Annotated in this window: 25 protein-coding genes; 7 read left to right on the plus strand and 18 right to left on the minus strand. The window is 66.8% G+C overall.

The window, feature by feature from the left end; all coding sequences use genetic code 11:
• Positions 1-47: 47 nt before the first annotated feature.
• The 10 genes from truD to ACUVWL_RS09735 all read right to left on the minus strand — a co-directional run bounded on the left by truD (position 48) and on the right by ACUVWL_RS09735 (position 7,941).
• Positions 48-1,079 (minus strand): tRNA pseudouridine(13) synthase TruD, encoded by a 1,032-nt coding sequence (gene truD, locus ACUVWL_RS09690; protein WP_445979128.1) that lies wholly within the window; start codon positions 1,077-1,079, stop codon positions 48-50.
• Complete coding sequence (gene ispF, locus ACUVWL_RS09695) at positions 1,076-1,573, minus strand: 2-C-methyl-D-erythritol 2,4-cyclodiphosphate synthase (RefSeq protein ID WP_014646702.1); 498 nt, start codon at positions 1,571-1,573, stop codon at positions 1,076-1,078. Before ispF ends, truD begins: the two co-directional genes overlap by 4 nt.
• Before the next feature lie 34 nt (positions 1,574-1,607).
• On the minus strand, positions 1,608-2,306 hold the full coding sequence (ispD, locus tag ACUVWL_RS09700; RefSeq protein WP_049405812.1) for a 2-C-methyl-D-erythritol 4-phosphate cytidylyltransferase: 699 nt from the start codon (positions 2,304-2,306) through the stop codon (positions 1,608-1,610).
• Entirely contained in the window at positions 2,303-2,656 is a 354-nt protein-coding gene (gene ftsB / locus ACUVWL_RS09705; RefSeq protein ID WP_005412924.1) for a cell division protein FtsB, read from the minus strand. The genes ispD and ftsB overlap by 4 nt, the downstream gene beginning before the upstream one ends.
• Before the next feature lie 4 nt (positions 2,657-2,660).
• Positions 2,661-3,953, minus strand: coding sequence for a phosphopyruvate hydratase (gene eno, locus ACUVWL_RS09710; RefSeq protein ID WP_014646700.1), 1,293 nt, complete (start codon positions 3,951-3,953; stop codon positions 2,661-2,663).
• Positions 3,954-4,049: 96 nt separating this feature from the next.
• Entirely contained in the window at positions 4,050-4,379 is a 330-nt protein-coding gene (locus ACUVWL_RS09715) for a hypothetical protein (protein ID WP_049442298.1), read from the minus strand.
• Positions 4,379-4,726, minus strand: coding sequence for a hypothetical protein (locus ACUVWL_RS09720; RefSeq protein ID WP_032959194.1), 348 nt, complete (start codon positions 4,724-4,726; stop codon positions 4,379-4,381). The genes ACUVWL_RS09715 and ACUVWL_RS09720 overlap by 1 nt, the downstream gene beginning before the upstream one ends.
• On the minus strand, positions 4,723-5,553 hold the full coding sequence (kdsA, locus tag ACUVWL_RS09725; protein ID WP_005408999.1) for a 3-deoxy-8-phosphooctulonate synthase: 831 nt from the start codon (positions 5,551-5,553) through the stop codon (positions 4,723-4,725). Before kdsA ends, ACUVWL_RS09720 begins: the two co-directional genes overlap by 4 nt.
• An 89-nt stretch (positions 5,554-5,642) precedes the next feature.
• Positions 5,643-7,307, minus strand: coding sequence for a CTP synthase (locus tag ACUVWL_RS09730; protein WP_445979129.1), 1,665 nt, complete (start codon positions 7,305-7,307; stop codon positions 5,643-5,645).
• A gap of 400 nt (positions 7,308-7,707) precedes the next feature.
• Entirely contained in the window at positions 7,708-7,941 is a 234-nt protein-coding gene (locus ACUVWL_RS09735; RefSeq protein ID WP_014646695.1) for a hypothetical protein, read from the minus strand.
• A 171-nt stretch (positions 7,942-8,112) separates the two neighbouring features.
• Here ACUVWL_RS09735 and parE point away from each other — a divergent pair, with 171 nt between their 5' ends.
• The 3 genes from parE to ACUVWL_RS09750 all read left to right on the plus strand — a co-directional run bounded on the left by parE (position 8,113) and on the right by ACUVWL_RS09750 (position 12,366).
• The gene (gene parE, locus ACUVWL_RS09740) at positions 8,113-10,002 is read left to right on the plus strand and encodes a DNA topoisomerase IV subunit B (protein ID WP_032959196.1); all 1,890 of its coding nucleotides are present in this window, start codon (positions 8,113-8,115) and stop codon (positions 10,000-10,002) included.
• A 178-nt stretch (positions 10,003-10,180) separates the two neighbouring features.
• Positions 10,181-10,759, plus strand: a complete 579-nt coding sequence (locus ACUVWL_RS09745; protein ID WP_111205705.1) for a GNAT family N-acetyltransferase — start codon at positions 10,181-10,183, stop codon at positions 10,757-10,759.
• A gap of 110 nt (positions 10,760-10,869) precedes the next feature.
• Entirely contained in the window at positions 10,870-12,366 is a 1,497-nt protein-coding gene (locus tag ACUVWL_RS09750) for a S10 family peptidase (protein WP_046429900.1), read from the plus strand.
• 265 nt (positions 12,367-12,631) lie between these two features.
• Here the strand turns inward: ACUVWL_RS09750 and ACUVWL_RS09755 are convergent, their stop codons facing one another.
• Together ACUVWL_RS09755 and ACUVWL_RS09760 are read right to left on the minus strand one after the other, a co-directional pair.
• Complete coding sequence (locus tag ACUVWL_RS09755; protein ID WP_014646691.1) at positions 12,632-13,753, minus strand: inorganic phosphate transporter; 1,122 nt, start codon at positions 13,751-13,753, stop codon at positions 12,632-12,634.
• Positions 13,754-13,766: 13 nt separating this feature from the next.
• The gene (locus ACUVWL_RS09760; protein WP_004152833.1) at positions 13,767-14,393 is read right to left on the minus strand and encodes a DUF47 domain-containing protein; all 627 of its coding nucleotides are present in this window, start codon (positions 14,391-14,393) and stop codon (positions 13,767-13,769) included.
• 292 nt (positions 14,394-14,685) lie between these two features.
• Here ACUVWL_RS09760 and ACUVWL_RS09765 point away from each other — a divergent pair, with 292 nt between their 5' ends.
• Positions 14,686-15,990 carry a hemolysin family protein gene (locus tag ACUVWL_RS09765; RefSeq protein ID WP_041863295.1) on the plus strand — a complete coding sequence of 435 codons (1,305 nt, stop codon included), beginning with the start codon at positions 14,686-14,688 and terminating at the stop codon, positions 15,988-15,990.
• Positions 15,974-16,633, plus strand: coding sequence for an exopolysaccharide biosynthesis protein (locus ACUVWL_RS09770; RefSeq protein WP_014646689.1), 660 nt, complete (start codon positions 15,974-15,976; stop codon positions 16,631-16,633). Before ACUVWL_RS09765 ends, ACUVWL_RS09770 begins: the two co-directional genes overlap by 17 nt.
• Positions 16,634-16,725: 92 nt before the next feature.
• On the opposite strand, the gene ACUVWL_RS09775 is transcribed toward ACUVWL_RS09770, so the two are convergent.
• The 4 genes from ACUVWL_RS09775 to ACUVWL_RS09790 all read right to left on the minus strand — a co-directional run bounded on the left by ACUVWL_RS09775 (position 16,726) and on the right by ACUVWL_RS09790 (position 19,906).
• The gene (locus ACUVWL_RS09775) at positions 16,726-17,223 is read right to left on the minus strand and encodes a pyridoxamine 5'-phosphate oxidase family protein (RefSeq protein WP_014646688.1); all 498 of its coding nucleotides are present in this window, start codon (positions 17,221-17,223) and stop codon (positions 16,726-16,728) included.
• 67 nt (positions 17,224-17,290) lie between these two features.
• Positions 17,291-18,286 (minus strand): LLM class flavin-dependent oxidoreductase, encoded by a 996-nt coding sequence (locus ACUVWL_RS09780; protein WP_014646687.1) that lies wholly within the window; start codon positions 18,284-18,286, stop codon positions 17,291-17,293.
• Positions 18,287-18,476: 190 nt separating this feature from the next.
• Positions 18,477-19,244 carry a sulfurtransferase gene (locus tag ACUVWL_RS09785; RefSeq protein WP_134808711.1) on the minus strand — a complete coding sequence of 256 codons (768 nt, stop codon included), beginning with the start codon at positions 19,242-19,244 and terminating at the stop codon, positions 18,477-18,479.
• A 296-nt stretch (positions 19,245-19,540) separates the two neighbouring features.
• Complete coding sequence (locus ACUVWL_RS09790) at positions 19,541-19,906, minus strand: DUF6164 family protein (protein WP_032959288.1); 366 nt, start codon at positions 19,904-19,906, stop codon at positions 19,541-19,543.
• A gap of 70 nt (positions 19,907-19,976) precedes the next feature.
• Between ACUVWL_RS09790 and ACUVWL_RS09795 the strand changes: the two genes are divergently transcribed.
• Complete coding sequence (locus ACUVWL_RS09795) at positions 19,977-20,411, plus strand: FKBP-type peptidyl-prolyl cis-trans isomerase (RefSeq protein WP_014646684.1); 435 nt, start codon at positions 19,977-19,979, stop codon at positions 20,409-20,411.
• Positions 20,398-21,645, plus strand: coding sequence for a TIGR03862 family flavoprotein (locus ACUVWL_RS09800; protein ID WP_046429894.1), 1,248 nt, complete (start codon positions 20,398-20,400; stop codon positions 21,643-21,645). Before ACUVWL_RS09795 ends, ACUVWL_RS09800 begins: the two co-directional genes overlap by 14 nt.
• A 92-nt stretch (positions 21,646-21,737) precedes the next feature.
• Here ACUVWL_RS09800 and ACUVWL_RS09805 read toward each other — a convergent pair whose 3' ends face one another.
• Both ACUVWL_RS09805 and ACUVWL_RS09810 read right to left on the minus strand, forming a co-directional pair.
• Positions 21,738-22,199, minus strand: coding sequence for a GNAT family N-acetyltransferase (locus ACUVWL_RS09805; RefSeq protein WP_329768063.1), 462 nt, complete (start codon positions 22,197-22,199; stop codon positions 21,738-21,740).
• Positions 22,200-22,304: 105 nt separating this feature from the next.
• The gene (locus ACUVWL_RS09810) at positions 22,305-23,927 is read right to left on the minus strand and encodes an FMN-binding glutamate synthase family protein (RefSeq protein ID WP_014646681.1); all 1,623 of its coding nucleotides are present in this window, start codon (positions 23,925-23,927) and stop codon (positions 22,305-22,307) included.
• Positions 23,928-23,951: the final 24 nt, after the last annotated feature.

Raw genomic sequence — 23,951 nt, forward strand, 5'->3', positions numbered from 1 at the left:
CGTTTGTGCCACAAACGACTTAATTCCCTCCGTCCCCTTTTTTTATGTCAGGCCTGCGAGGCGTCTTCGACGGGGCCGAGTTCGTGCAGCACGGCGGTGGCGTAGCAGCCTGGCGGCAACGCGAACGACAGTTCCAGCACGTCGTTGGCCAGCCACTGGTGCTGCAGCAGCGCCGGACGCAGGCGCAACGCGCGGCGCTCCTGCTTCAGGCGCGCGTCTTCCAGGCCGGCCCGCAGTGCTTTCGACTCGTCGTCGTCCAGCGCGGCCAGCTCCAGCTCACGTGCCGCGTCGGCACTGCGCAGCTCGCCTTCGCCCCACAACGGCGCGCTGGGATGGATGTCGAAACGCGCCAGCCGCTCGGCCAGCACATCCGTGTACGGCTCGGGGCCGAACACGCTGCGACTGCCATCGAGCATCCAGACTTCGCCATCGAGCGGCTGGTCCCAGCTGCCCTGCTCCACGCGCGCGGCCAGCACGCGGTTGAACAGCGCCGAACGGGCTGCAGAGAGCAGCAGCGAACGCTGGTCCTTGCGCATGCGGCGGCCACCGAACATCGCCAGTGCAGCCGGCACGTTGCCACCGTCGCGGCCGAAACGCTGTTCACCAAACCAGTTCGGCAGGCCGCGCGCGGCAATCTGCTGCAGGCGCTCGCTGATCGCGGCGGGATCGCCCTGCACCTCGCGCAGCACCAGCTTGAAGCGGTTGCCGGCCAGTGCGCCGCGCTGCAGCTTGCGGTTGTGCCAGGTTGCCTCGATGACTTCGATTTCGTCACTGGCCAACTCGGCCAGGTCCGGCGCAATGCGCTTGGGCAGGTGCACGCTGAAACGCTGGGTGGTGACCGCGTGGCGGTCTTTCATCCCGGCGTAGCTCACCGCCATTTCCGGCAGGCCCGCCCATTTTGCCAGCACCTTGGCCACATGCACGGTGTTGGCGCCGCGCTTGCGGATGTGCAGCAGCAGATGCTCGCCTTCACCGCTCGCCTCGAACGCCGGCAGTTCATCCACCTGGAAATCGTCCGGCGTGGTGCGGATGCGCGCCGTCAACAACGGCGCACCAAACGCCAACGGCAGCGGGATCATGCCGCCACCAGCAACACGACCGCCTGCGCGGCGATGCCTTCACCACGGCCGGTGAAGCCCAGCTTTTCCGAGGTGGTGGCCTTGACGCTGACCGCATCCAGCGGCAACTGCAGCAGGCCGCCGATGCGCTCACGCATCGCCAGCGCATGCGGGCCAACCTTCGGCCGCTCGCAGATCACGGTGATGTCGGTGTTGCCGACGCGCCAGCCGCGCTCACGCAGCAGGCTGTCGCAGTGGCGCACGAACTCGCTGCTGTCGGCCCCCTTCCAGCGGTCGTCACTGGGCGGGAAATGCTGGCCGATGTCGCCCAGCGCCAGCGCGCCGAGCATGGCATCGCACAGGGCATGCAGGATCACGTCGCCGTCGCTGTGTGCGAGCACGCCGCAGCTGTGCGGCACGTTCACTCCGCCAAGCATGATGTGGTCGCCTTCACCGAAGGCATGGACGTCGTAGCCCTGGCCGATGCGGACGGGCGGGAACGGTGCGGTGCTCATGGATGCAACCCTTGCTGCAGGGCCGCGCGGACGGTCAGCCGGCGCGGCGGGAAAGTACGAATTCGAACCGGTCCAGATCGGCCGGGGTGGTGACCTTGAAGTTGTCCTCGCTGCCCTCGACCAGCAGCGGGCGCTGGCCCTGGCGCTCCATGGCCATGGCCTCATCGGTGACTTCAACACCGGCGGCGGCGGCTTCGGACAGCGCGCGGCTGAGCTGGTGGCGGCGGAACAGTTGTGGTGTCAGTGCGCGCCACAGCCGCTCGCGCGGCTCGGTGCCATCGATGCCACCGTCGTCGCCCGCACGCTTGAGGGTGTCACGCACCGGTGCGGCCAGGATCGCCCCGACCGGATCGGCACGACCGACTTCAAGCAGGCGGCCGAGATCGACCAGGGACAGGTTCGGCCGCGCGGCATCGTGGACCAGCACGAATTCATCAGCGCGCACCGTCTCCGGCAGCGCCTGCAGGCCAGCCAGCACCGAAGCGGCACGGGTCGCGCCACCGATGCAGGTCAGCACCGGCTTGCCCGCCCACTCGTTCCAGCCCGGCCAGTCGGCATCGTCCGGGCCGATCACCACCATCGCCCCGGCCACGGCCGGGTGCGCCAGCAGGGCGTCCAGGGTATGGGCAAGCAGGATCTGCCCCCCTGCCTGCAGGTACTGCTTGGGCAACGGCGCGCCAAAGCGGGTGCCACGGCCAGCAGCCGGAACCACGACCCAGATCGCCGCACTCATGGCACGTCCGCCGGGTGGTCGCCAACCTGCGCACTGACACCTGCCGCAGGCTGCGCCGGGTGCACCGGCGCATCCTCGACCACGCGATAGAACTTCTCGCCGGGCTTGATCATGCCCAGCTCGCTGCGCGCGCGTTCCTCGATGGCGGACTGGCCTTCCTTGAGGTCCTTCACTTCCGCAGCGAGCGCATCATTGCGCTGCTGCAGGCCCTCATTGTCCCGCTCCTGGTTGGCGACCTGGGCTTCGAGCATCATCACTTCACCCGAATTGCCCGGACCAAACCAGAAGCGGTACTGCAGCCAGCCCAGCAACAGGGCCAGCACCAGCAGCATCCAGCGCCAGTCGCGCATCGGCTCAGCGCTTCAGCGAAACGAACGCGTCACGACCGGCGTAACGCGCGCCGGCGCCGAGGGCTTCCTCGATGCGCAGCAGCTGGTTGTACTTGGCCACGCGATCGCTGCGGCACAGCGAACCGGTCTTGATCTGGGTGGCGGTGGTGGCCACTGCGATGTCGGCGATGGTGGTGTCTTCGGTTTCGCCCGAACGGTGCGAGACCACGGCGGCGTAGCCGGCACGATCGGCCATGGCGATCGCTTCCAGGGTTTCGCTGAGGGTGCCGATCTGGTTGACCTTGATCAGGATCGCATTGGCAGTGCCCGAGTCGATGCCTTCCTGGAAGATCTTCGGGTTGGTCACGAACAGGTCGTCGCCAACCAGCTGCACCTTCTTGCCGATGCGGTCGGTCAGCAGCTTCCAGCCGGCCCAGTCGTTCTCGGCCAGGCCATCTTCAATCGTGATGATCGGGTACTGCGCGGCCCAGTCGGCGAGGAAGTCGACGAACTGCTCGGAGGTCAGGCGCTTGTTCTCGCCGACCAGGTTGTACTTGCCGTTCTCGAAGAACTCGCTGGAGGCCACGTCCAGGCCCAGCAGCACGTCTTCACCGGCGGTGTAGCCCGCCTTGCCGATCGCTTCGAGAATGGTGTCCAGCGCTTCGACGTTGCTGCGGAAGTCCGGCGCGAAGCCACCTTCGTCGCCGACCGCGGTGCTCAGGCCGTGGCCCTTCAGCACCGACTTCAGCGAATGGAAGATTTCGGTACCGGCACGCAGCGCTTCGGAGAACGAGGTGAAGCCGACCGGCAGCACCATGAACTCCTGGAAGTCGACGTTGTTGTCGGCATGCGCGCCGCCATTGATGATGTTCATCATCGGCACCGGCAGCGCCGGGGTCACGCCGGTCCTGGCGGCCAAGTACTGCCACAGTGCCTGCTTGTTCGATGCAGCGGCGGCATGCGCGGCGGCCATCGAAACACCCAGCAGCGCGTTGGCACCCAGGCGGCCCTTGTTCTCGGTGCCGTCCAGATCGATCAGGCGACGGTCGAGGCCGGCCTGGTCGGTAGCCTCAAAGCCCTTCAGCGCGGCGGCAATCGTGGTGTTGACGTTGTCGACGGCCTTGCGCACGCCCTTGCCCAGATAACGGGTCTTGTCACCGTCACGCAGCTCGACCGCTTCCTTGGTGCCGGTCGAGGCGCCCGAGGGAACCGCGGCACGACCGAACGAACCGTCCTCCAGGATGACTTCGGCTTCCAGCGTGGGGTTGCCACGGCTGTCAAGGATTTCACGGGCGTGGATGCTGCGGATCGTACTCATGGTCGGGCCGGTTACCTGTCTGGAGAGGGGGCGACAAAACGAATGCCGCGTGATTATCCCCGGCTGCCCGCCACTTGCCAAATGGCCTGGGCGGCATCAGCCCCAGCTGGACCCGATCACGATCAGGGCCAGCGACACCAGCATCACCAGCAACGCACCGGCCACCGCCGCCGCGACGGGTCCACGACGGCGTCGCCAGGCGAGCACCATCGCCACCAGGCTGCCGACGAAAGACACACCCAGCGCGACCAGCGCGGCCACGATCCAGTACTGCATGGCCTGGATGCCATGGTTTCCGTCACCCGGCGAGCCGAAGCTGGCCGCAAAGGCCATTACTCCCAGCAGCAGGGACGCCCAGGCGAGCACGGACAGCCCCAGCGCGACCAGGCCCCAGGGCCAGCCGCGCGCCGACGTGCTCGTATTCATCAAAGCAATCCGTAGAACAGGGCGCCGAGCCACAGCGAAAGCAGGATGATCGCAAAGCCAGCCGCCACCTTGCCGCGATTCAGCCGCCAGGCCAGCACCGCGGCCGCGAGGCAGCCCGCGGCACCGAGCAGCTCCGCGACCAGCAGCGCAATGAAATACGCACGCAGATCAAGCGCGCTGCTGCCATCACCCGGGGGGCGCACCGACGCCGCACCGATCAGCACCAGGCCAAACATGCCCACGGTGAACAGCACGGCCAGGCCCAGTGCGATCAGGCCCCAGGGCCACTGTTTCCAGTGCCGGCGATGACGCTGGGCTTCCAGCGCCACCCTCGGGTCACGACTCACGCGAAGCGCGAGAAGCCGTGCTTCTTGGTCACCGCGTCGAGCTCCATCAGGGTCTCGAGCAGCGCTTCCATCTGGTCCAGCGGCCACGCGTTGGGGCCATCGGACAGGGCCTTGGACGGATCCGGATGGGTCTCGGCGAACAGGCCGGAGATGCCCACCGCGACGGCAGCACGGGCCAGCACCGGCACGTGCTCACGCTGGCCACCGGAACTGGTGCCCTGCCCGCCCGGCAACTGCACCGAGTGGGTGGCATCGAACACCACCGGGCAACCGGTATCGCGCATCACCGCCAGCGAGCGCATGTCGCTGACCAGGTTGTTGTAGCCGAAGCTGGCACCGCGCTCGCAGACCATGATCTGCTCGTTGCCGGTGGCCTTGGCCTTCTCCACGACCGGCTTCATGTCCCAGGGCGCCAGGAACTGGCCCTTCTTGATGTTGACCGGCTTGCCGGCCGAGCACACCTTGCGGATGAAGTCGGTCTGGCGGACCAGGAACGCCGGGGTCTGCAGCACATCCACCACCGAGGCCACTTCGTCCATCGGGGTGTACTCATGGACGTCGGTCAGCACCGGCACGCCGATCTGCTTCCTGACCTCGGCCAGGACCTTCAGGCCCTCTTCCATGCCCGGGCCGCGGAACGCGGTGCCCGAGGTGCGGTTGGCCTTGTCGAAGCTGGACTTGAAGATGAAGTTGACGCCGAGCTTGTCGGTGACTTCCTTCAGCTTGCCGGCGGTATCGAGCTGCAGCTGCATCGACTCGATCACGCAGGGGCCGGCGATCAGGAACAGGGGCTGGTCCAGCCCGACCTCGAATCCACACAGTTTCATGGCGTTTCCTTGTTGTCCGCAGCACCGGCCGGGCCGGTGCGCTGGGGGTTGAAGCATGCAGGATGGGGGCCGAAGCCCCCATTCACAAGTCAGGCGCGCGCTTCGGAAAGCAGCTTGCCGCCGGCCTTGCGCTCGCGCGCGGCACGGATGAAACCGATGAACAGCGGGTGGCCGTCACGCGGCGTGGACAGGAATTCCGGGTGCGCCTGGCAGGCCAGGAACCACGGATGCGCGTCGCGCGGCAGTTCGACCACTTCCACCAGGGTGTCGTCCATCGACTTGCCGGCAATCACCAGGCCGGCATCTTCCAGCTGGGTGCGGTAACGGTTGTTGAACTCGTAGCGGTGGCGGTGGCGCTCGGCGACGACGTCCTTGCCGTACAGCTCACGGGCCAGCGTGCCCGGCTTCAGGCGCTGTTCCTGCAGGCCCAGGCGCATGGTGCCGCCGAGGTCGCTCTTGTCGTCACGCTTCTCGACATCGCCGGTGGCGGTGCGCCATTCGGTGATCAGGCCGATCACCGGGTTCGGCGACTGGCGGTCGTTCTCGGTGCTGTTGGCGCCTTCCAGGCCGACCACGTTGCGCGCGTAATCGACGACGGCCGCCTGCATGCCGTAGCAGATGCCGAAGTACGGCACGTGCTGCTCGCGGGCGAACTTCGAGGTCAGCACCTTGCCTTCGAAACCACGGTCACCGAAGCCACCCGGCACCAGGATGCCGTCGACATCGGCCAGTGCGGCCATGTCGGTGCCTTCCAGATCCTGTGCTTCCAGCCACTTCAGGTTGACCTTGGTGCGCTGGCGCAGGCCGCCGTGCTTCAGTGCTTCGCCGACCGACTTGTAGGCATCCTGGTGATCCACGTACTTGCCGACCACGGCGATGGTCACTTCATCCAGCGGATGCAGGGTCGCATCGACTGCGTCCTCCCACATCGACAGATCGACCGGACCGGCCTTGTCGGCCAGCTTCAGCTGGTTGACCACGATCTCGTCCAGGCCCTGCGCGTGCAGGCCCGACGGAATGCGATACAGCACGTCCACGTCCGGCACGCTGATCACTGCGCGCTCGGAGACGTTGGTGAACTGGGCGATCTTGCGGCGCTCCGAATCCGGCACGGCCTGCTCGGAACGGCACAGCAGCACGTCCGGCTGGATGCCGATCGAACGCAGTTCCTTCACCGAATGCTGGGTCGGCTTGGTCTTCAGCTCACCGGCGGCGCCGATGTACGGCACCAGGGTGAGGTGCATGAACAGCGCCTTCTCCGGGCCACGCTCGGTGCGCACCTGGCGGATCGCTTCCAGGAACGGCAGCGACTCGATGTCGCCGACGGTGCCACCGATCTCGACCAGCGCCATGTCGTAGCCTTCGGTGGCTTCGTCGATGCAGCGGCGGATCTCGTCGGTGATGTGCGGAATGACCTGCACGGTCGCGCCCAGGTAGTCGCCGCGGCGCTCCTTGCGGATCACGTTCTCGTAGATGCGGCCGGTGGTGACCGAGTTCTTGCGGCTCAGGCGGGTGCGCACGAAGCGCTCGTAGTGGCCCAGGTCGAGGTCGGTCTCGGCGCCGTCATCGGTGACATACACCTCACCGTGCTGGAACGGGCTCATGGTGCCCGGGTCGACGTTGATGTAAGGGTCGAGCTTCATCATCGTGACCTTCAGGCCCCGGGCTTCGAGAATGGCGGCCAGCGACGCGGCGGCAATGCCTTTGCCGAGCGAGGACACCACGCCGCCGGTTACGAAAATCAAGGGAGTCATGGCTGCAAGCATCCTGTCTGGAAATGGAACACGGCAACACCACGCGCACCCGGAGGGCGGGCATGGTGCTCGGAGGGGGTTTTCCGGTTCGCTGGGACAGCGAGGGAGGTGCGGATCCGTGCGGCGGCAGGCGCCGGACGGGGACCATCGTGCGAGGTCGGGGCGGCCGTGCCGGCCAAATCGACCGTCACCTGCGACCCGCCATGCTGGAAGCCACGCTTGGCCGCTCCAGCCCATTCGCAAAGGGTGGACACGCACTTACTCCCGGAAAGCCATAGTTTACAGATTGATGGCCGCCAACCCAAGGGGCAGACGCCACGTTCCTAAAAAGAAACGCCCCGCTGAGCGGGGCGTTCCGTTGCGCACCCCTTGTCGCAAGGGCGCTTGGCAGGTTGCGGGATCAGCGCTTCTTGCGCGCTTCTTCCTCTTCTTCCTTCTGCGGGGCCGGCTGGCCCTGCGCCTTCATTTCGGCATTGGCCTGGGCACGACGCTTGGCCTTGGCATCGGCCTCGGCCTGCGCCTTGTCGGCCTGGTCACCCTGCTGCGGGGCCGGCTGGCCCGCGTTCTGCGCCACCACCAGCGGCACTGCAACGGCGGCAGCGGCCAGGATTGCAACGGTCAGCAACTTCTTCATGAGGTCCTCCTCGCGGTATGGCTTGGATGTTTCGACCCGATGGGGCCGCCGGCGTTCAGATTCCAGCGGCTGCCATTTTACCCCCTCCCCGGCGCCGAGGCTGAACCGCAGGCGTGCAAAATCGCCGTCCAGACCGCACACTTGCGCGTCGCTCCGCGCTTTAGAAGATAGATGAACGCCCGCTATAACGCCGCCGATATTGAAGTCCTGTCCGGCCTTGACCCGGTCAAGCGCCGTCCCGGCATGTATACCGACACCGCGCGCCCGAACCACCTGGCGCAGGAAGTGATCGACAACTCGGTGGACGAGGCCCTCGCCGGCCATGCCCGCTCGATCGAGATCACCCTGTACAAGGACGGCAGCGTGGAGGTCAGCGATGACGGCCGCGGCATGCCGGTGGACATCCATCCGGAAGAGAAGATCCCGGGCGTCGAACTGATCCTCACCCGCCTGCATGCAGGCGGCAAGTTCAGCAACAACAACTACACCTTCTCCGGCGGCCTGCATGGCGTCGGCGTCAGCGTGGTCAACGCGCTGTCGACCCTGGTGGAGGTGCACATCAAGCGCGAAGGTGCCGAACACCGCATCACCTTCCGCAATGGCGACCGCGCCACGCCGCTGGAGGTGGTCGGCACCGTCGGCAAGAAGAACACCGGTACCCGCGTGCGCTTCTGGCCGGACCCGAAGTACTTCGACACGCCCAAGTTCGCGGTGCGCGCGTTGAAGCACCTGCTGCGCGCCAAGGCCGTGCTGTGCCCGGGCCTGACCGTCAAGCTGACCGACGAAGCCACCGGTGAAGTCGATACCTGGTACTACGAAGACGGCCTGCGCGACTACCTGAAGCTGGAACTGGGCGAGCGCGAATCGCTGCCGGCCGACCTGTTCGTCGGCAACCTCAAGAAGGACACCGAGGTGGTGGACTGGGCCGTGGCCTGGCTGCCGGAAGGTGAGCTGGTCCAGGAAAGCTATGTCAACCTGATTCCGACCGCCCAGCATGGCACCCACGTCAACGGCCTGCGTACCGGCCTGACCGAGGCGCTGCGCGAGTTCTGCGACTTCCGCAACCTGCTGCCACGCGGCGTCAAGCTGGCCCCGGAAGACGTGTGGGACCGGGTGTCGTTCGTGCTGTCGCTGAAGATGACCGACCCGCAGTTCAGCGGCCAGACCAAGGAACGCCTGTCCTCGCGCCAGGCCGCCGGCTTTGTAGAGGGCGCCGCGCACGATGCGTTCAGCCTGTTGCTGAACCAGAACGTGGAGCTGGGCGAGAAGATCGCGCAGATCGCCATCGAGCGCGCCAGTGCGCGCCTGAAGACCGAGAAGCTGGTCGTCCGCAAGAAGGTCACGCAGGGCCCGGCCCTGCCTGGCAAGCTGGCCGACTGCATCAGCCAGGACCTGTCGCGCACCGAGCTGTTCCTGGTGGAAGGTGACTCGGCAGGCGGCAGCGCCAAGCAGGCGCGCGACAAGGATTTCCAGGCGATCCTGCCGCTGCGCGGCAAGATCCTCAACACCTGGGAAGTGTCGTCCAACAGCGTGCTGGCCTCCGAAGAAGTGCACAACCTGGCCGTGGCCATCGGCTGCGACCCCGGAAAGGACGACATCACCGGCCTGCGCTACGGCAAGGTGGTGATCCTGGCCGACGCGGACTCCGACGGCCTGCATATCGCCACCCTGCTGACCGCGCTGTTCCTCAGGCATTTCCCGGCGCTGGTCGATGCCGGCCACGTGTTCGTGGCAATGCCGCCGCTGTTCCGCATCGACGTGGGCAAGCAGGTGTTCTACGCCCTGGATGAGGAAGAGAAGCGTTCGATGCTGGACAAGATCGAGCGCGAGAAGATCAAGGGCGCAGTCAACGTCACCCGCTTCAAGGGCCTGGGCGAGATGAACCCGAACCAGCTGCGCGAGTCGACCATCCATCCGGATACGCGCCGCCTGGTGCAGCTGACCGTGGACGATGGCGAGCAGACCCGTTCGCTGATGGACATGCTGCTGGCCAAGAAGCGCGCGTCCGACCGCAAGGGCTGGCTGGAGTCGAAGGGCGATCTGGCCTCGCTGGAGGTCTGATCCGGAGCGGGGTCGGATCCCTTTCCGCAGGAAAGGGCTCTGACCCGGTTGGCGGCAGTGGGGTCAGAGCCGTTTCCTGTCAGGAAACGGATCCGACCCCATGCGCTCCGACCCCATCCGCCCCCATCGGCAAACCCGGCAGCGCCATAATGCGCGTCCACCCGTGTGGACCATCGTATTGGCCAGCCACTCGCTGCTGTTCCCCGGCCTGCCGCTGCACAGTGCACGGCTGGTCCTGAGCCCGATCCGTCGTGACGACGCCGCCGCGCTGTTCACGCTGCAGTCCAACCCGGATGTCATGCGATGGTGGAACCATCCAGCCTGGACGCGACTGGCCGAAGCGCGCGAGCAGATCGACGATGACCTCGCCGCCCATGCCATCGGCACCCAGCTGAAGCTGGCCGTACGCGAGTCGCTGGAAGGTCCGCTGCTGGGCATCTGCGTGGTATTCGCGGTGGACCGCGATGCGGCGCGCGCCGAGATCGGCTACCTGCTGGCACCCGATCGCCAGGGCCAGGGCTATATGCACGAGGCCCTGCAACAGGTACTGGCCTACCTGTTCCGCACCCTGCACCTGCATCGGGTGGAAGCCGAGATCGACCCGCGCAATGCGCCGTCCGCGCACGTGTTGGAACGCCTGGGCTTCCACCGCGAGGGGGTGCTGCGCCAGCGCTGGCGCATCCAGGGGCAGCTGGCCGACTCGGCCGTCTACGGCCTGCTGGCCGACGACGCCGCCGCAGCCACCCTCCCCGCTTGACCCAATCTGGCCAGTAGCGGGCTCAACGCACGGCCATGCCTTTGGACACATACGGCATGGCCCGCCACCGGCCTAGCATCGGAACCCCCTTCCGCTGCCGAACCGGTGCCATGAAGTCCCTGCTGCACACTGCCGCGCTCTGCGTCGGCCTGCTCATCGCCCCTGCCAGCGTGCTGGCCGCGTCCGACGCCGAGGGCAAGCCCGACCCGAAAGACGACAAGACCGAAGCGCCTGCGCTGCCCGCCGACGCCTCGGCCCGCCAGAGCATGCGCCTGGCCGGCCGCACCCTGGACTACACCGCCACCGTCGGCACCCTGCCGGTACGCGATGCCAAGGGCAAGGTGATCGCCGATGTGGTGTTCACCGCCTACACGATGCCGGGCAAGGACCGGCCGGTGACCTTCGCGCTCAATGGCGGCCCCGGTGCGTCGTCGGTGTACCTCAACATGGGCGCGATCGGGCCCAAGGTGGTGACCTTCGGCTCCGAGGGTGACAGCGCATCGGCGCCGGCCACCCTGCACGACAACCCGGGCACCTGGCTGGACTTCACCGATCTGGTGTTCATCGATCCGGTCGGTACCGGCTTCAGCCGCGCGCGGATCGGCGACGATGAAGCCAAGAAAGCGCTCTACAACCCCAGTGCCGACGTCGAATACCTGTCGCGCTCGATCTACGACTGGCTGCTGCGCAACCAGCGCATGGCCTCGCGCAAGTACCTGACCGGCGAGAGCTACGGTGGCTACCGCGGCCCGCGCATCACCCACTTCCTGCAGACCCGGCTGGGCGTGGCAATGAACGGACTGGTGCTGGTCTCGCCCTACCTGAGCCCGACCCTGGAAGACAACGCCGATGTCTCGCCGATGGCGTGGATGCAGACGCTGCCGTCGATCGCCGCGGCGCACCTGGAGCGCCAGGGCAAGCTGACCGATGCGGCGATGCGCGAGGTGGTGGAGTACACCCGTGGCGATTACGCCACCGCGTTGATGAAGGGCCGCAGCGATCCGCAGGCTACGGAAGCCATGCTGCGCCGGGTCACCGCGCTGACCGGACTGGACCCGCAGTTCGTGCGCCGCGCTGGCGGGCGCCTGGAGACCCAGGCCTACCTGCGTGAAGTGTTCCGCGACAAGGGCACGCTGGGCAGCCGCTACGACTCCAACGTGACCGCGTTCGATCCGTTCCCGAATGATCCGGAGCAGCGCGCCAACGATCCACTGCTGGACAGCATCATCGCGCCGACCACCACGGCGATGGTCGACTTCGTGACGCGCGTGGTCGGCTGGAAAGTAGATGCGCGCTACCAGGCGCTGAACTACGACGTGAACCGGCTGTGGGACCGCAATGGCGAACTGCGCCAGGGTGCGGTGACCCAGCTGCGCCAGGCGGTGGCGATCGACCCGCATCTGCAGGTGCTGATCGTGCATGGCTGGAACGACCTGTCGTGCCCGTTCATGGGCTCGATCCTGACCGTGGACCAGATGCCGACGATGGGCAGCAATCCGGACCGGGTGCAGGTGCGCAGTTATCCGGGCGGGCACATGTTCTACAGCCGGGCGGACAGCCAGGCGGCGTTCCGCAAGGATGTACAGGCGTTGTTCCAGCGTAATTGAAGGGGTTTGGCCGGGCCTGCGGCCCGGCACCCGCTGACAGCCACGGCAACGGCAACTGCAAAAGCTGGCTTCCTGAGGGCTGTTGGTGGGTGCCGACCGTTGGTCGGCACGGGGGCGGATCCCGTTGCTTGGCAACGGGCTCTGACCCTGGTTCTGCTCTGGCAGGTGTCGACCTTGGTCGACACGGTGGGTGCGGAAAATTCTTGCCCATGAAAAAGCCCGCCTGATACGGCGGGCTTTTTCGTTTGCAACCTTGGCGTGGCGATCAGGTCCAGCCGAACAGCTCGAACAGCTTCAGGATCAGGTACGCACAGCCACCGGCCGCCGGGATGGTCAGGATCCAGGCCCAGACGATGCGCTCGATCACGCCGAACTTCAGCGAGCGCGGGTTCTTGGCGAAGCCGACGCCCATGATCGCGGTGGAGATGCTGTGCGTGGTCGAGACCGGCATGCCGAAGTGGGCCGCCAGGGTCAGGATGGTTGCCGAGCTGGTCTCCGCGGCGAAGCCGTGGATCGGGTGCAGCTTGACCATCTTGTGGCCCAGGGTCTTGATGATCTTCCAGCCGCCCGAAGCGGTACCGGCCGCCATCACCACCGCGCAGGTCAGCACGATCCACATCGCGATGCCATCACCGGCATGCGCGTCCGGGTGCATGAAGGCCAGCCAGGACGGCAGGTCGTTCAATGCGCCGGTGGCTTCGGCACCGATCAGGGTCATGGCGATGATGCCCATGGTCTTCTGCGCGTCGTTGTGGCCGTGGGCGAAGCCCATGTAGGCCGCCGAGGCGATCTGCGCCTTGCCGAAGAAGGCGTTGACGATGCGCGGACGCGCCAGGCGGCCGATGGCACCACCGATCTTGGCCAGGCCGGCGATCAGCGCCCACAGCAGCACCATCACCACGATGCCGAGCAGGAAACCGGCAATCGGCGAGGTGATCATCGGCACGAACACCTTCCACAGCAGGCCCTTGTTCTGCGCCCAGCTGCCCAGGCGCTCGGACCAGATCAGCGCGTCCCAGTTGTTGTGGGCGGCAGCCAGGCCGGCGCCGCAGAGGCCACCGATCAGGGCGTGCGAGGACGAGGACGGCAGGCCCTTCCACCAGGTGATCAGGTTCCAGATGATGCCGCCCAGCAGGGCGCACAGGATCACCTGCGGGGTGACCTCGACCACGTTGGTGTTGAGCAGGCCCGAGGCGATGGTCAGCGCCACCGCGGTACCGGTCAGTGCACCGATGAGGTTCATGAAGGCGGCCAGCATCACCGCCCAGCCGGGCGAGAGCACCTTGGTCGCCACCACGGTGGCAATGGAGTTGGCAGTGTCGTGGAAGCCGTTGATGAACTCGAAGACGAGCGCGGCCAGGATCACCACCAGGACAAGGGTCAACATGCGGCGGCGTCCGTCAGCTGTTCTTCAACACGATCTGGTACGCCACCACGCCAGCCTCGCGGCAGCGGTCGATGGCCTTTTCCAGGATCTCGAAGAATTCCTTCAGCAGGAACATCTGCAGGTTGTCCAGGCGGCCCGAATAGATGTCGCGGTACAGCTCGAGCATCAGGCGGTCGGCCTCGTTCTCCAGCGAGCGCAGCTTCTCGTTGAGCGCGGTCATCCGGTCCAGGTTCATGTGGCGCAGGTCGGCCACCATCTCCACCACCACGCCGGCGGCCTGTTCGAGCATCGCCGCGCGCGGCGCGAAGTCGATGTGCTCCAGGTGCGTCGTGGCCAGCGAATAGCGGTCGGCGAACTTCTCGATCTGCTTGGGAATCTTGTACAGCGCCGAGCCCAGCGCTTCGATGTCTTCGCGCTCGATCGGGGTCATGAAGCTGTCTACCAGCGCCTGGCTGATCTTGTCCGAGGCCGCGCGTTCGCGCAGGCGGGCCAGCTTGAAGGCGTCCAGCGCGGGCTGGCGGTCGGCCTCGCGCAGCATGGAATGCAGCGCCTTGGCGGCGTCGGAAGCCGCGACGGCAGCCTCATCGAGCAGGGTGTAGAACTGTTTGCCGGAACCGAAAATGGTCTGCAGAGAGAACATTGAGAAACCTGTCAGCCGTCGCGGGAAGGACGGCACCAGATGGAATTATGACGGCTAGATGACCATCACGGGTATCCCCGCCCCCTTTCGAGGCCTTGGAACCCCCAACCTGAACAGGCGGTTGCCACCCTGCCATGCCCCTTTGCTAAGATGCCAGCGCGCCTTCGGGCGCACCTTATGGACGACGACCCTTATCCCCCTGCGCCGCGCCGGATCCCGTTCCTGAGCGCCTGCCGCCATCGCCAGCACCCGCCCTCCCTGCCACCAACCGGGGACGACGCCCGTGTTTGAAATGATCCTGATTGTCTTCGCGCTTGTTCTGCTGAACGGCTTCTTCGCCATGTCCGAGATGTCGGTCATGACCTCGCGCAAGAGCCGCCTGAAGCAGATGGCTGCCACCTCCAAGCGCGCGGCCAAGGCGCTGGAGCTGTCCGAGAAGCCGGAGAGCTTCCTGTCCACCGTGCAGATCGGCATCACCGTGATCGGCGTGCTGACCGGCTACCTCGGCGGTGAGGCGCTGGGCGAGGCCTTCGCCGGCTGGATCCAGGGGCTGATGCCGGGGTTTGCGTACGCGGGCAACATCGGTACCGCGCTGGCCGTCAGCCTGATCACCTTCATCACGCTGATCTTCGGCGAACTGGTGCCCAAGCGCCTGGCGCTGACCCGCTCGGAGGCCATTGCCGGCCTGGTCGCGATGCCGATGAGCTGGCTGGCCAAGCTGGCCCTGCCCTTCGTCTGGCTCCTGTCCAGGACCACCCAGCTGGTGCTGCGCCTGTTCGGCCTGGGCAAGGATGAAGTCGCCTCGGTGACTGAGGAAGAGATCCGCATGCTGGTGGCCGAGAGCCACGAAGCCGGTGTGATCGACGCCCACGAGCGTGACATGATGAACCGCGTCATGCGCCTGGGCGACCGCACCGCCGACAGCCTGATGACCCCGCGCAACCGCATTGCCTGGCTGGACACCCAGGCCGGGCTGGAGCGCAACCTGGAAATCATGGCCGAGCACGAGTTCTCACGGTACCCGGTGTACCGCGACAACGACATGGACGTGGTCGGCGTACTTGAATTGAAATCGCTGGCCACGCGCATGGCGCGCGGCGACAACGCGCTGTTCCAGACCCTGCGCGAACCGCTTTACGTGTCCGAATCGACCCACGCGATGAAGCTGCTGGAGATCTTCCGCGAGGAACAGCAGTCGATGGCGCTGGTGGTGGACGAGTACGGCGAGATCCAGGGCCTGGTGACCATCAGCGACTTGATGGGCGCCGTGGTCGGCCGCCTGCAGGCGGTGGAGAATGCCGATGAAGACGCGCTGGTGGTGACCCGCGAGGACGGCTCGCTGCTGGTGGATGGCTCGCTGCCGATCGAAGACCTGCGCGAGCTGATCGGCAGCAACGAGCTGCCCGATGCCGAGGACGGCGATTACTACACCCTGGCCGGCATGTGCATCCACTACTTCGGCCGCATCCCGCACGCAGGCGAGTACTTCGACTGGGCCGGCTGGCGCTTCGAAGTGGTCGACCTGGACGGTGCGCGGGTGGACAAGCTGCTGCTGCGCACGCTGTCCGACGAGCAGGCCGATGAGCTCACCGCCTGAGGCCGGCCAGGGTCCAGGCGCCGAGCGCCCGGCCTACCGCAACGAGGGCATCCGCACCCTGCTGGAGATGTTCGCTTCCGGCGACCCCGCCGAGCACATGCCGCTCGGCCAGATCCTGAGCAACCTGCAGCAGAGCGCGTTCGGCGTGTTCCTGTTCGTGGCGATCCTGCCCTCGTTCATCCCGATCCCGGGCATGGGTGGCGCGGTCAGCGGCCCACTGGTGATCCTGATCGGCCTGCAGATGCTGTTCTGCCTGCGCCGGCCGTGGCTGCCCGGCTTCATTGCCCGCCGCGGACCCAAGCGCGGCACCATGCACCGTTTCCTGGACCGCATCGACCGCCCACTGCGGCGCCTGGACAGGATGCTGAGGCCACGCCTGCCGCAGCTGTTGACGCCCCTCCCCGCCCACGCCTTCAGCGGCCTGCTGCTGGTGCTGCTGGGCCTGCTGCTGTCGTTGCCGATTCCCTTCACCAATTTCCTGTTCGGCTTCCAGCTGCTGCTGTTCTCGCTGGCGCTGCTGGAACGCGATGGCGCGCTGATGCTGTTCAACTGGATCGCCGCGTTGGCGGCGATCGCCTTCTTCGGCTTCAGTTCGGGGCAGCTGGTGGGTTACACGGTGGACCTGTTCCAGCGCTGGTTCTGAACCGGAATCCGGTAGAGCCGGCCGCTGGCCGGCTGCCACGTTTCCAGGTCTGCCGGCCAGCGTCCGGCACTACCAATACCGGACATCGATCCTCACCGAAGATCGATGAAGCCATTGTCGGCCAATTGCGCCGGCTCGTCCTGCACCGCCGACAGCACGAAATTCAACGCCTTGCCCAGCAGCGTGCCCGGACCATCCCAATACTCGGCCGAGTCGGCCCGCACGTGGATCAGGCGCAGGTTCGGGTCGTCCTTGCCGCCCGGGAAAAACAGTTTCATCGCCGGCGACCACAGTTCCTCGATCTTCGCGCGGTCATCAACGATGCGCGCGCGCCCTGCCACCGATACGTAGGTGTTCTTCGACGGCGAGGCATAGGCCACGTTGACGTGCGGATCAAGCGCGATCTCGGCAACCTTCGGGCTGTCGGCGGTGATGACGAACCACAGGTCACCGTCGAAGGTGACCTGCTGGGTGGCCAGCGGCCGGCTGTAGAGTCGTCCGTCGACGCCGGTGGTGGTGAACATCGCCACCTCCACGTCCTTGATCAGTTCGGCCAGCTGGGCGATGTGTTCGGCGCGGGTATCCGCCATGGGAGGCTCCAATGGGAAGAGCCCCCATCAGACCCGTCGCGGCTGCAACGGGCCGTGACGCCATTGTTCAGCCCGCGTGGCGGGCATGCCAGGCCTGCATCGCCAGTTCGAACGAACGCAGGCGCGCACGGTGGTCATGCAGGTTGGCGGTGAGCATCAGCTCGTCCGGCGAGTGACGCTCAACGAACGCGGCGATGCCATCGGCCACCTGCTGCGGATCACCGAGCACGGTGCAGGCCAGGGCCCGCTCCACGCCGAGCTTTTCGTGCGGCTCCCAGAAGGCTTCGATGTCGTCGATCGGCGCCGGAATCTTGCCCGGCCGGCCGCGGCGCAGGTTGACGAAACTCTGCTGCTGGCTGGTGAACAGGCGGCGCGATTCGGCCTCGCTGTCACTGGCGACGACATTCAGGGCCAGCATCGCGTGCGGCTGCTTCAACGTGGCCGAGGGGCGGAACTCGCGGCGGTACACTGCCAGCGCCTCGTCCATGGCATCGGGCGCAAAGTGCGAGGCAAACGCATAGGGCAGGCCCATCGCGGCGGCCATGCGCGCGCCGAACAGGCTGGACCCCAGGATCCAGGTCGGCACCCGCAGGCCACCGCCCGGAACCGCCTGCACCGCCTGCCCGGGCTGTACCGGCTCGAAGTAGTGCAGCAGTTCGCGCACGTCCTGCGGGAACTGGTCGGCGCTGTCGAAGTAGCGGCGCAGTGCACGCGCGGTGGGCTGATCGGTGCCCGGCGCACGGCCGAGGCCGAGATCGATGCGGTCCGGATACAGCGAAGCCAGCGTGCCGAACTGCTCGGCCACCTGCAGCGGCGCATGGTTGGGCAGCATGATGCCGCCGGCACCGACGCGGATACGCCGGGTGCCGCCCGCGACGTGGCCGATCAGCACGGCCGTGGCCGCGCTGGCGATGCCGGGCATGTTGTGGTGTTCGGCCAGCCAGTAACGGCGGTAGCCCAGCGCATCGGCGTGCTGGGCCAGTTCCAGCATGTTGGCGAAGGCGGCGGTGGTGTCACTGCCCTCGCAGACCGGGGCCAGGTCAAGGATCGACAACGGGATCATCAGCGGTTTTCCGTCTCAGGATCTCCCCTGCATGGGGTCGGCCAGGCGCAGCGGCCAGTGACGGTGGCGGGATGCTGATTCCCGCGGAGCCGGTTCAGGGCCTGCCGGACCGTGTACAGCCGAGCCCATGCTCGGCTGCTGTTGATCAACAAAAGGCAGCCGAGCATGGGCTCGGCTCTACAGAAGCGTGTCAGAACGCGCTGGGGCGCGGCTCCGGCAGCGGCTGGTCGACCATCGGCTTCAGTTCGGCATCCAGCGCCACGCGCTCGTCGAACACGAAACAGCGGCCTTCATAACCTTCGCCGCCGACCTCCTCGAAGTAGCCGAGGATGCCGCCATCGAGCTGCAGCACGTTGTCCATGCCATCGTTGGCCATCCACAGTGCGGCCTTCTCGCAGCGGATGCCGCCGGTGCAGAAACTGACCACGGTGCTGTCCTTCAGCGCCTCGCGATGCGGCGCCAGCGCCTCGGGCAGGTCGGTGAACTTGTGGATGGGCAGTACCAGCGCATCCTTGAACGTGCCGTACTCCACTTCCTGCAGGTTGCGGGTATCGAGCATCACCACCGGCTTGCCGGCGTCATCGTGGCCCTGCCGCAGCCAGCGCTGCACGGTGGCCGGATCGACCGCCGGTGCACGCGGATAGTCCAGCGGCTGGCCGTCATCGCGGCGGAAGCTGATGATCTCGTCCTTCACCTTGGCCTTCAGCCGCGCGAACGGCTGGTGCTCGCTCAGGCTGGTCTTGACCCGCATCCCGGCGAAACGCGCATCGGCATGCAGCGCGGCGTAGAAATCCTCGACCGCCTCCGGCGCGCCGGCCAGGAACAGGTTCAGTCCCTCGCCCGCCACCAGGATCGTGCCCCGCAACCCGGCCGCCTGGGCACGCGACAGCAGCTGGTCGCACAGGGCCTGGGGGGCGTCGATGACGGCGAAATGGTAGGCAGCGGTGTTGGCGATCATCCTGCCATTTTAGCGCCTCCAGCCCGCACAGACAGATTCAGGGGGGGCAGAGCCCTCTGCGCAGCAGAGGGATCCGACCCCGGCAGCCACCCGGAACCTGTCAGGGGTGGGGCAGTGTGGGCAGGCGGGGGCGCAGAGCGCCATGGATGGCGCTCTACGAGGCACGCAGGAGCAGCTTTTGCCGTCCCCCGCCTGCCCACACTGCCCCACCCTCCCACTGAAGCCCGGCTTTTGACGTTGCCGTTGCCGTTGCCGTTGCATCGGCGGGTGCCGGGTGCAACCCGGCCAGAAGCCCCTTACCCCCGCAACAGCATGAACGGCAGCAGCACCAGCGCCGCCGCAGCGGCCATGCCCAGCAGCACCAGCACCACGAACACCGGCCGCCGCCGGAACAGGCTGCCAAAGGTCTCCGCCGTGCCATCCCGCAACGCCTGCTCACGCTCGGCCCGCACGCGCACACCGCGCGCCGCCTGGTACCCGGCCATCAGCGCCTTCGCGCGCGGATGATCGGCGTCCTCGCGCAGCCACAGGCCACCGTTGGAAATGCCCCAAGGGCTGGGTTCGGTGCGGTACCAGGCGATGCCGTGCTGGTCGAGCAGCGTGCAGACATCGGCATATTCGTCGTCGCCGACATTGCGCAGATTGAGCAGGAGTTTTGCCATGCCGCCATGATACCCGGCGCCGATGCGCTACCCTTGCCGCCCTCGCCCTGCGCCCTTCTGGAGACGCCCGATGCGCCGCCTGCTGCTTCCCCTGCTGCTGTCCCTCGCCGCCGCTGGCTGCTCGAGCGAGCCCTCCGGTCCGCCGCCGGGCGGCACCCTGACCACCTTCGAGCGCATCGATACCGTCGCTGGCACCGGCACCGAAGCCGTTCCCGGCAGCAAGGTCACCGTGCACTACACCGGCTGGATCTACGACAACCGCACCGAAACCAAGCACGGCAAGACCTTCGACAGCTCCTTCAAGCACGGCCAGCCGTTCACCTTCGCGCTCGGCGCCGGCCAGGTCATCCGCGGCTGGGATGAGGGCGTGGCCGGCATGAAGGTCGGCGGCAAGCGCACGCTGATGATCCCGCCGGATTACGGCTACGGCGACCGCCGGGTCGGGCCGATTCCGGCCGGTTCGTCGCTGGTGTTCGATGTCGAGCTGCTCGATGTCAAGCCGTAATACCGCATTGCCCCATCGGGTCGCCGTCATCGGCGGTGGCCCGGCCGGCCTGTTCGCCGCCGAGCGCCTGCGCGCCGCGGGGCTGGACGTGGACCTGTACGAGGCCAAGGGCTCACCCGGCCGCAAGTTCCTGATCGCCGGCAAGGGCGGTCTCAACCTCACCCATTCCGATCCGCGGCCGCTGTTCGACAGCCGCTACCGCGAGCAATCCACGGCCGTGGGCCGCTGGCTGGATGGCTTCGACGCGCAGGCGCTGCGCGACTGGGCTGCCGGCCTTGGCGTGGAGACCTATGTCGGCAGCTCCGGCCGCGTGTTTCCGGTCGACCGCAAGGCTGCGCCGCTGCTGCGCGGCTGGGTGCGCCGACTGAAGGAACAGGGCGTGCGCCTGCATGCCAACCACCGCTGGATCGGCTGGGGCAACGACGGCGCGCTGCGCTTCGCCACCGAAGCCGGCGAGATCGATGTCCACGCCGATGCCAGCGTGTTGGCGATGGGTGGCGGCAGCTGGCCGCAGCTGGGCAGTGATGGCGCCTGGGTCGCCCCCTTGCAGGCACGAGGCGTGGACATTGCGCCGCTGCAATCGGCCAACTGCGGCTTCGACATCGACTGGACGCCGTTCTTCGCCCAGCGCAATGCAGGCGCACCGTTGAAGCCGGTGGTCGCGCACTGGCTCGACCTGGCCGGACAACCGCAGTCGCTGCAGGGCGAATGCGTAGCCAGCGAGTACGGCATCGAAGGCAGCCTGATCTACGCGCTGGCCGCAGACCTGCGCGAGACCATCAACCGTGATGGCCATGCCATGCTGTGGCTGGACCTGGTGCCGGGACGCGATGAAGCACGCCTGCTGGCCGATCTTTCGCGGCCGCGCAAGGGTCGCAGTTTTGGTGAGCATCTGCGCCGCCAGGCCGGCCTGGATGCGGTGAAGGCCACCCTGGTGTTCGAGATCCTTGGCAAGGATGCGGGCCACGACCTGCCTGCCGTGGCTACCACGCTCAAGCGCCTGCCGTTGCGCCTTCTGCGTCCACGGCCGATGGCCGAGGTGATCAGCACTGCGGGCGGCGTGCGCCTGGATGCGCTGGATGATGGCCTGATGCTGCGGGCAGTACCCGGCGTGTTCTGTGCCGGCGAGATGCTGGACTGGGAGGCCCCCACGGGGGGCTACCTGCTGACGGCGTGCTATGCCAGTGGCCTGCGCGCCGCCGAGGGCGTGATCGGGTGGCTGGCTGGGCGGTGACACCCGCATTGTGGAGTTTAGCCATGCTCAACTGCCTTTGATTCAGGCGATGAAGCAGTCGAGCATGGCTCGACTCTACAATCCCCGGGCGCTCACCACGGCCTGCGCATGCTCACCGAAGCCAGCGCCACGCCGCTGGGATGCGGGTAGGCTTCCTCCCGCACGGCAATGAATCCCTGCCGTTGGTAGAACGGCACGGCGTTTAGCGAGGCTGACAGCACCACCTCGCGCTCACGATCGGCCATCGCCAGCAGACGCTGCATCAGCGCCTGGCCGATGCCCGTGCCGCCACGATCCGGATCGACGAACAGCGCATCGACTTCATTGGCGTCGGTATCAAACACGCCGAACCCGAGCAGGACACCCTGCCCGTCCTCGGCCACCACGCAGCCTCCCTGCCCCAGCAGCCGTGCGTACTGCGACGGCGGCGGCGAAGCAGACCACGGATCGATCACCTCCGCCGGGTAATGGCTGCTGCACGTCTCGCGAACGCAACGCGTGCGCAGTGCCCACAGCGTGGCGACATCGTCGATGGTGCCGGTCCTGAACCGCATGACATCCCCCTGTAGGGCCGAGCCCATGCTCGGCTCGGCTGTTCTTCGTTCCAACATCGCGATGAGAGAAGCAGCCGAGCATGGGCTCGGCTCTACAGCAACACATTATCGCGACTTGCTGGCGCGCAGCGCCTGGATCTTCGGCGGCGGCTGGAACGAATCGCTGCGTGCATCGGCCCAGAATGCATGGAACACCGCATGATCCGGCACCTTGTGCAGCAGCTCGCCCGGTTCCAGGTAGCGGTACAGCGACGCCAGCGAGCGGATCTCGACAGGCGAAACACGACGCAGGATGTGCTCCGGCCCCAGTTCGGCCGGATCGTTCAGGCCGGCCGCACACAACAGCTCCTTCAGGGCGTGCAGCGTGTGCTCGTGGTAGCTGTACACGCGGGTGGCCTTGTCCGGCGCATCCAGGTGCTTCCAGCGCGCCCGGTCCTGGGTGGCGATGCCGGTCGGGCACTTGTCGGTATGGCAGCTCAGCGACTGGATGCAGCCCAGCGCGAACATGAAGCCACGGCCGGCATTGCACCAATCGGCACCCAGCGCGATGGTGCGCGCGATGTCGAAGGCGCTGGTGATCTTGCCCGCCGCGCCGATGCGGATCCGCTCGCGAAGGTCCAGGCCGACCAGCGTGTTGTGCACCAGCAGCAGTGCTTCGTGCATCGGCACGCCGACATGGTCGACGAACTCCGCCGGTGCTGCGCCAGTACCGCCTTCGGCACCGTCGACCACGATGAAGTCCGGCAGCAGGCCGGTTTCCTGCATCGCCTTGGCAATGCCGAACCACTCCCACGGGTGGCCGATGGCCAGCTTGAAACCGACCGGCTTGCCGCCGGACAGTTCGCGCAGACGGGCGACGAACTGCAGCAGTTCGACCGGCGTCGAGAACGCCGAGTGACGCGACGGCGATACGCAGTCCACGCCCATCGGCACGCCACGGGTGACCGAGATCTCAGCGGTCACCTTTGGCGCCGGCAGCACGCCGCCATGACCGGGCTTGGCGCCCTGCGACAGCTTGATCTCGATCATCCTGACCTGATCATGGGTGGCGTTGGCGACGAAGCGCTCTTCACTGAAACCGCCCTTTTCGTCACGGCAACCGAAGTAGCCCGAGCCGATCTCCCACACCAGATCGCCGCCCATCTCGCGGTGGTATGGCGAAATCGAACCTTCGCCGGTGTCGTGGTAGAAGCCACCGCGCCGCGCGCCTTCGTTCAGTGCGCGGATCGCGTTGGCCGACAGCGAGCCGAAGCTCATCGCCGAAATATTGAACACGCTCGCCGAATACGGCTTTGCACAATTGGCGCCGATCAGCACGCGGAAATCGTGCTTGGCGATGGCGGTCGGCGCCAGCGAGTGGTTGATCCACTCGTAATCCACCGCGTAGGTGCTGCGCAGGGTGCCGAACGGCACCGTGTCCATCTCGTTCTTGGCCCGCTGGTAGATCAGTGCACGCTGCTGGCGCGAGAACGGCACGTCCTCCAGGTCGCTCTGCACGAAGTACTGGCGGATTTCCGGACCGATCGATTCCAGGCCGTAGCGGAAGTGCGCCATCACCGGATAGTTGCGGCGCAGCGTGCTGCGCTTCTGCAGCAGGTCCCAGGTCCCCAGTGCCACCATCGCGGCGGTCAGGCCGACGCCCCAGTACCAGGCCGGCCAGATCGTGGCCAACCACAGGCAGATGGGGAACATCAGGATGGCGAGCAGGTAGACGATATACCGGTGCATGGCGTTCCTTGGTTGCAACTGCCT

Source organism: Stenotrophomonas muris (assembly GCF_052751275.1).

Excerpts from the sequence above, each read along its gene's own strand:
- kdsA (WP_005408999.1), bottom strand. The coding sequence starts at position 5,553 with ATGAAACTGTGTGGATTCGAGGTCGGGCTGGACCAGCCCCTGTTCCTG.
- ACUVWL_RS09800 (WP_046429894.1), top strand. The coding sequence starts at position 20,398 with ATGTCAAGCCGTAATACCGCATTGCCCCATCGGGTCGCCGTCATCGGC.
- ACUVWL_RS09770 (WP_014646689.1), top strand. The coding sequence starts at position 15,974 with ATGAGCTCACCGCCTGAGGCCGGCCAGGGTCCAGGCGCCGAGCGCCCG.
- parE (WP_032959196.1), top strand. The coding sequence starts at position 8,113 with ATGAACGCCCGCTATAACGCCGCCGATATTGAAGTCCTGTCCGGCCTT.
- ACUVWL_RS09775 (WP_014646688.1), bottom strand. The coding sequence starts at position 17,223 with ATGGCGGATACCCGCGCCGAACACATCGCCCAGCTGGCCGAACTGATC.
- ACUVWL_RS09805 (WP_329768063.1), bottom strand. The coding sequence starts at position 22,199 with ATGCGGTTCAGGACCGGCACCATCGACGATGTCGCCACGCTGTGGGCA.
- ACUVWL_RS09755 (WP_014646691.1), bottom strand. The coding sequence starts at position 13,753 with ATGTTGACCCTTGTCCTGGTGGTGATCCTGGCCGCGCTCGTCTTCGAG.
- ACUVWL_RS09715 (WP_049442298.1), bottom strand. The coding sequence starts at position 4,379 with ATGAATACGAGCACGTCGGCGCGCGGCTGGCCCTGGGGCCTGGTCGCG.
- ACUVWL_RS09790 (WP_032959288.1), bottom strand. The coding sequence starts at position 19,906 with ATGGCAAAACTCCTGCTCAATCTGCGCAATGTCGGCGACGACGAATAT.
- ispD (WP_049405812.1), bottom strand. The coding sequence starts at position 2,306 with ATGAGTGCGGCGATCTGGGTCGTGGTTCCGGCTGCTGGCCGTGGCACC.
- ACUVWL_RS09785 (WP_134808711.1), bottom strand. The coding sequence starts at position 19,244 with ATGATCGCCAACACCGCTGCCTACCATTTCGCCGTCATCGACGCCCCC.
- ACUVWL_RS09735 (WP_014646695.1), bottom strand. The coding sequence starts at position 7,941 with ATGAAGAAGTTGCTGACCGTTGCAATCCTGGCCGCTGCCGCCGTTGCA.
- ACUVWL_RS09795 (WP_014646684.1), top strand. The coding sequence starts at position 19,977 with ATGCGCCGCCTGCTGCTTCCCCTGCTGCTGTCCCTCGCCGCCGCTGGC.
- ACUVWL_RS09810 (WP_014646681.1), bottom strand. The coding sequence starts at position 23,927 with ATGCACCGGTATATCGTCTACCTGCTCGCCATCCTGATGTTCCCCATC.
- ACUVWL_RS09765 (WP_041863295.1), top strand. The coding sequence starts at position 14,686 with ATGATCCTGATTGTCTTCGCGCTTGTTCTGCTGAACGGCTTCTTCGCC.
- ispF (WP_014646702.1), bottom strand. The coding sequence starts at position 1,573 with ATGAGCACCGCACCGTTCCCGCCCGTCCGCATCGGCCAGGGCTACGAC.
- ACUVWL_RS09730 (WP_445979129.1), bottom strand. The coding sequence starts at position 7,307 with ATGACTCCCTTGATTTTCGTAACCGGCGGCGTGGTGTCCTCGCTCGGC.
- ACUVWL_RS09750 (WP_046429900.1), top strand. The coding sequence starts at position 10,870 with ATGAAGTCCCTGCTGCACACTGCCGCGCTCTGCGTCGGCCTGCTCATC.
- ACUVWL_RS09760 (WP_004152833.1), bottom strand. The coding sequence starts at position 14,393 with ATGTTCTCTCTGCAGACCATTTTCGGTTCCGGCAAACAGTTCTACACC.
- eno (WP_014646700.1), bottom strand. The coding sequence starts at position 3,953 with ATGAGTACGATCCGCAGCATCCACGCCCGTGAAATCCTTGACAGCCGT.
- truD (WP_445979128.1), bottom strand. The coding sequence starts at position 1,079 with ATGATCCCGCTGCCGTTGGCGTTTGGTGCGCCGTTGTTGACGGCGCGC.
- ACUVWL_RS09780 (WP_014646687.1), bottom strand. The coding sequence starts at position 18,286 with ATGATCCCGTTGTCGATCCTTGACCTGGCCCCGGTCTGCGAGGGCAGT.
- ftsB (WP_005412924.1), bottom strand. The coding sequence starts at position 2,656 with ATGCGCGACTGGCGCTGGATGCTGCTGGTGCTGGCCCTGTTGCTGGGC.